At 69.9% G+C, this 3617-nt stretch carries 3 protein-coding genes, 1 tRNA gene and 1 pseudogene; 3 read left to right on the forward strand and 2 right to left on the reverse strand.

The features are described 5' to 3' along the window. Window positions 1-76 precede the first annotated feature (76 nt). Window positions 77-1537 (reverse strand): cardiolipin synthase, encoded by a 1461-nt coding sequence (cls, locus tag HWD93_RS18085; RefSeq protein ID WP_070418368.1) that lies wholly within the window; start codon window positions 1535-1537, stop codon window positions 77-79. 16 nt (window positions 1538-1553) lie between these two features. Next, on the reverse strand, window positions 1554-2042 hold the full coding sequence (locus HWD93_RS18090; protein ID WP_069712130.1) for a YajQ family cyclic di-GMP-binding protein: 489 nt from the start codon (window positions 2040-2042) through the stop codon (window positions 1554-1556). 139 nt (window positions 2043-2181) lie between these two features. On the opposite strand from HWD93_RS18090, the gene HWD93_RS18095 reads away from it, so the two are divergent. From HWD93_RS18095 to HWD93_RS18105, 3 genes and pseudogenes are all read left to right on the forward strand, one after another. Further along, a tRNA-Tyr gene (locus HWD93_RS18095) sits at window positions 2182-2266 on the forward strand. 57 nt (window positions 2267-2323) lie between these two features. Then, window positions 2324-3145, forward strand: a complete 822-nt coding sequence (locus HWD93_RS18100; protein ID WP_261647564.1) for an inositol monophosphatase family protein — start codon at window positions 2324-2326, stop codon at window positions 3143-3145. Window positions 3146-3258: 113 nt separating this feature from the next. Further along, a pseudogene (locus tag HWD93_RS18105) lies at window positions 3259-3617 on the forward strand (hypothetical protein); the annotation flags it as partial.

The following is a 3617-nucleotide window of genomic DNA, read 5'->3' on the forward strand; positions in this document are numbered from 1 at the left end:
GCGCACCCGCGCCCGGGCGACCACCCGCGGCCCGCACCTGCCCGCCGGTCGCGACCCGCGCCTCCTGGGCCGGCCGCTACTGCAGCGCCGCCGTGAGCCGCGCGACGTTGTCGAGCACCTGCGACCGACGCGGCCGCTCCACCCACGCGTCGAGCGTCAACTCGAAGCTGTGCTCCTTGTAGGCGTCCTGGACCTCGCGCAGCGCATCGACGAAACGGCTGCCGCGGACCATCACGGAGACCTCGAGGTTGAGGCTGAACGACCGCATGTCCATGTTGCTCGACCCGATCACCGCCACGTCGTCGTCGATCGTGAAGTGCTTCGCGTGCAGGATCGTCGGCGCCCGGTACAGCCAGATCTTCACGCCGGCCCGGAGCAGCCCCTCGTAGTAGGAGCGCTGCGCGTGCCACGTCATCGCGTGGTCGCCCATCTCGCCGACGAACAGCTCGACCTCGACCCCGCGCTGCGCCGTCGTGGTGATGGCGTAGAGCATGGAGTCGTCGGGGACGAAGTACGGCGAGGTGATCGACACCTTCTGCTGGGCCGAGTAGAGCAGGGCGTTGAAGAGGCGCAGGTTGTTCTCGCCGTCGAACCCGGGGCCGGACGGGACGACCTGGCAGTCGAGTGCGTCACCGCGGTCGGCCCGCTGGACGGGGTCGCTCTCGCGGAGCAGCAGCTCGTCGGTCTCGCTGTACCAGTCGGTCACGAACAGGGCGTTGAGCCCGGCGACGACGGGACCCTCGAACCGCGCGAAGAGGTCCTTGTACTGCATGCCCTTGTCGATGTGGGACTTCAGGTCGTAGGACTTGTCGATGAGGTTCTGCGACCCGGTGAACGCGATCGACCCGTCGATGACCACGATCTTCCGGTGGTTGCGGAGGTCCGGGCGCTGGAACTTCCCCTGCAACGGCAGCAGCGGGAGCATGAGGTGCCACTCGATGCCCGCGCGGTCCATGAACGCGAGGGTGTCCTTGTAGCCCGGGTAGCCGCGGCTCGCCCAGTGGTCGAGCAGGACCCGGACGGTGACGCCGCGGGCCTGGGCGCGGGCGAGCGCCTCGAAGAACGGGCGCGTGGTGTCGTCGAGGGTCGCGATGTAGAACTCGACGTGCACGAACCGCCGCGAGCCGTCGATCGCGCGGGTCATCTCGGCGATCGACTCGTCGTAGTCGGGGTAGAGCTCCGCGGAGTTGCCGCCCACCAGGGGCATGGCGCCGAGTTCGCGGTTCAGGCGGGTGATGCTGTCCAGCCACGCCGGCCACGGGTGGTCGCGCCGGACGCGCTCGATCCCCTCGGTCTGCTCGAGGATGTACGCGTTGATCTCGGTCTGCTTCTCACGCCGGGCGTGCGGGAGCTTCGTCGACCCGATGACGAGGAAGACGATGAACCCGATGTAGGGGATGAGGAAGATCGCCAGCAGCCAGGCCGTCGCGGTCTGCGGCTTCCGGTTGATCGGGACGTAGATGATCGAGAAGACGCGGATCGCCAGGTCCAGCAGGACCAGGAAGACCGTGATGGCGACGGTGAGCCAGTGCTCCACAGCGGCGGGCGGCGCGTCAGCGGAAGTTGATGAACTGCAGCGGCACGTCGAACTCTTCACCCTTGAGGAGCTGGATCGTGTTCTGCAGGTCGTCGCGGCTCTTCGAGGAGACGCGCAGTTCGTCGCCCTGGATCTGGTTCTTCACGGTCTTCGGGGCGTTGGCCCGGAGGAACGCGCCGATCTTCTTCGCCACGTCCTGCTCGATGCCGTTCTTGAACTTCACCTCGATGCGGTACTCCTTGCCCGACGGGTACGGGTCGCCCGCGTCGAGGCTCTTGAGGCTGATGTTCCGCTTGATCGCCTTGCTCTGCAGGACGTCGAGGACGGCCTTCGCGCGCTCTTCGGAGTTCGCCTTGATGAGGACGTCCTCACCGCTGAACGCGATCGATGCGTCGGCGCCCTTGAAGTCGTACCGCTGCTCGATCTCCTTGGCGGCCTGGTTGAGGGCGTTCTCCGCCTCCATCTTGTCGACCTTGCTGACCACGTCGAAGGAACTGTCTGCCATGCGGGACAGCCTAACGGCGGACGGGAGGCGCGGTTCGGCACCCGTGGATCGGCCCGCGGTGGTCACGAGCACCGTCTCGGATCGGCTATGCTTTCATGCGCGCCTTCGGTTGGTGACTACACGGGCCGGGTGCGCACATGGCAAGTTACCCAAGCGGCCAAAGGGATCTGACTGTAAATCAGCCGGCGTAGCCTTCGGGGGTTCGAATCCCTCACTTGCCACCATCGGAACGGCCCCGTCCTCATCGGACGGGGCCGTTCCGTTTCCGCGAGGATGGACGCATGCCCTCCGACCTCACCCCCGTCCAGTTCGCCGACCTCGCCGAGTCCATCGCCCGTGAGGCAGCAGCGCTCGCCGCGCGCCGACGGGTCGAGGGGGTCGAGGTCGCCGACCGGAAGTCGAGCATCGTCGACGTGGTCACGGCTGCCGACCGTGAGGTCGAGGCACTCGTCCGGGCACGGATCGCCGAGGCCCGGCCGGACGACGCGTTCTTCGGTGAGGAGTCCGGCACCGGCGCGGGGACCTCGGGCATCACGTGGGTGGTCGACCCGATCGACGGCACGGTCAACTACCTCTACGGCAGCGCCGAGTACGGCGTGAGCATCGGCGTGGTGCGCGGCCCGGCCGACCCGACCTCGTGGGAGCCGATCGCCGGCGTGGTCGTCCAGCCCGCGACCGGCGTCGTGTTCCGCGCGGCCGCCGGCGAGGGTGCCACGCGCGACGGGGTCCCGCTGCACGTCGGGACGCCGGCCTCGCTCGCCGAGACGCTCGTCGCCACCGGCTTCGGGTACACCGCCGAGCGCCGACGGCAGCAGGTCGCGGTGCTCGCCGGACTCATCGGCGAGGTCCGCGACATCCGCCGTGGGGGAGCGGCCTCGCTGGACTGCTGCGCGGTGGGCGTCGGCACCGTGGACGCCTACTACGAGCGCGGGATCAACCCGTGGGACATGGCCGCCGGGTCGATCGTCGCCCGTGAGGCCGGCGCCGAGACCCGGATCTGGGAGGCCGGCGGCACGCGGTCGTTCCTCTTCGCCGCACCCGCCGTCGCGGACGAGCTCGCGGACCTGCTGCGGCGCCTCGAGGAGTCCGTGCTCGCCGGGTGAGGACATCCCGAGGACTGGCGTCTCCCGGACGCTCCTGCTAGCGTGCTCGGGTCCCGTTATCTGCTCGTTACCAACGAGCGCGTCTCGCCCCGATCAGGATCCACGCCGAACACATGCCCCACGCTCCCCTCACGCCCGTGCACACCGACGGCTCCGCGGACGCTCCCGCACCGGTCGTCCACCTGACCCGACGGGCCCGCATCGAGGCGGAACGCGCGGCGGCGACGGCGTCCTCCGGGGGAGCACCGGAGCGCGTCGAGCACGCGACGGCCGTGGCGGAGCCGAGCCGCGCCTCCCGGGCCGCCCTCGGTGACGCGACCTTCGACGACCTGGTGAGTCCGGGGACACCCGCGACCCCGGCCGCACCCGTGTCGCCCGTCGACCTCGCGCCGGCCTCGCCCGCGATGCCCGCGGCGACCGCATCGCCCGTGACGCCGCCGGCGCCCTCGTCGCCGGTCGTGGCTGCTACCCC

It is taken from the genome of Curtobacterium sp. C2H10 (assembly GCF_025407985.1).
In the GTDB taxonomy this organism is placed as follows: Bacteria; Actinomycetota; Actinomycetes; order Actinomycetales; family Microbacteriaceae; genus Curtobacterium.